Raw genomic sequence first — 1,488 nt, 5'->3', positions numbered from 1 at the left:
CTACAACCGCCAAGAAAAAGCATTGTAATCAAGAAATAAATTATATACTTCATTTTTTTAGTTCTTTTTTTGACAAAAATTAGCGCTGTCTTTTTTCAAAAACAAAATATAATCTCGCTGTTCTTTGATTGTTTTTTTTAACTCTTCTGAGTTTAAAATTAACTCCGCATTTAGTCCTTGCAAGAATTTTACACGATCTTCAAAATCGCATTTTATAGCATCAATCATTTCAGAATTGATCTTAAAAGCTTTTGAGTGAAATTCTACTTTTTTAAGCTTGCTATTAAATATCCACCCCAGCCATCCACCGCCACCAGTTCCAATAAAAAGCATTGATATTGCTTCCCAGTTTTCAATAATATTTTTGATAATCATAATGTTATTGCCCCTTAAATTTACATACAGCAACACCTGTAACATACAAAGAGCCTAAAATAATTGCCAGCAAACTACTTGTCGGGTTTTTCTTTTTTGCAGCTGTTATTACCACTTCATCTAGTAAATCATCAGCTACTAAACTAATAGTTCCGTTAATTTGTGAAAGCGGTAATTTTACTGATTTATACCCTACAAATGAAACTTGTATAATATCGCTGTTATGCCCTGTTAGTGTGAAATTTCCGTTTACGTCAGCTTCTACACCTTGTTTAGTTCGTAAATTAACAATTGCACTAAAAGGCAATATTTCATTTGAAGCAGCATCAATAACCTTGGCTGTTTTCTTTGCTGAAATATTTTTAAAATCGGTATGTGGTCGCTGTTTTGCGCCGTGGTTATCGCTACAACCGCAGCCGCATTTTCCTTTTGACGCACCGCATTTGGGTTTGTCAAACATTTTATAACCTGTTATCCGTTCTCCTGCTAAAAAATCTTGTTTCATCTTTTTTGTTTTTTTTGATTAAAAAATTAATCCAGCGCTTTTTACTCTAGCGTCTATTTTTTTATACAAATCACTATTCCAATAAGAATCCACTTCATCTCTTAACCAATGAATAAGGTCATACGAATTAGCCAATTTTTTACTGAAATAATTTGTCGGTGTTCCTCCATCAAAATATAATTTTTCGCCGAAAGCTTTATATATTAATTTAAAATCATCGCCGTTTTTCATGGCATCAAAAACCTTATCTATTTTATTCCAATCCGTGATGTTTCGTAATGTTGTTTCGTGATTCATAGCATCAAACAAAGCTTTTGCTAAATTGGTTGCTTGGTTGCTGGAAATTTTTGCGTTTTTAGTGTTTATTGTAATTTTTATTTTTTCGGTTTTCTTTTCTTCTAAAAAACTTCCCATGTTCTTAATTCCTTTGTATGCTTTATAACCAGCATATAAGAGAATAATAGAACCACCAAAATACAGCAGTTGTTTTTTGTTTTCAGACACAAAATCGCTTGTAGATTTTAAATTTTTGCTAATTTTTTTTGTGGTGGTCTTTTTCATGTTATTTATTTTATAAATATGATTTCAACAAAGAAAATAATATCGGA

3 protein-coding genes are annotated in these 1,488 nt (G+C 31.1%); all 3 read right to left on the bottom strand.

Features of this window, described 5'->3' with window-relative positions:
- Nucleotides 1-57: 57 nt before the first annotated feature.
- The 3 genes from AQ1689_RS08845 to AQ1689_RS08835 are packed head-to-tail and all read right to left on the bottom strand — an operon-like array spanning nucleotide 58 to nucleotide 1,441.
- Nucleotides 58-375: a hypothetical protein gene (locus AQ1689_RS08845; RefSeq protein ID WP_101955864.1), complete on the bottom strand. Its 318-nt coding sequence runs from the start codon at nucleotides 373-375 to the stop codon at nucleotides 58-60.
- Between the two features lie 4 nt (nucleotides 376-379).
- Complete coding sequence (locus AQ1689_RS08840) at nucleotides 380-880, bottom strand: carboxypeptidase-like regulatory domain-containing protein (protein WP_101955863.1); 501 nt, start codon at nucleotides 878-880, stop codon at nucleotides 380-382.
- Between the two features lie 18 nt (nucleotides 881-898).
- Nucleotides 899-1,441, bottom strand: a complete 543-nt coding sequence (locus tag AQ1689_RS08835) for a hypothetical protein (RefSeq protein ID WP_101955862.1) — start codon at nucleotides 1,439-1,441, stop codon at nucleotides 899-901.
- Nucleotides 1,442-1,488 lie beyond the last annotated feature (47 nt).

Source organism: Tenacibaculum finnmarkense (genome assembly GCF_900239185.1).
In the GTDB taxonomy this organism is placed as follows: Bacteria; Bacteroidota; Bacteroidia; order Flavobacteriales; family Flavobacteriaceae; genus Polaribacter; species Polaribacter finnmarkensis.
This window is presented reverse-complemented; position numbering and strand designations above follow the sequence as displayed.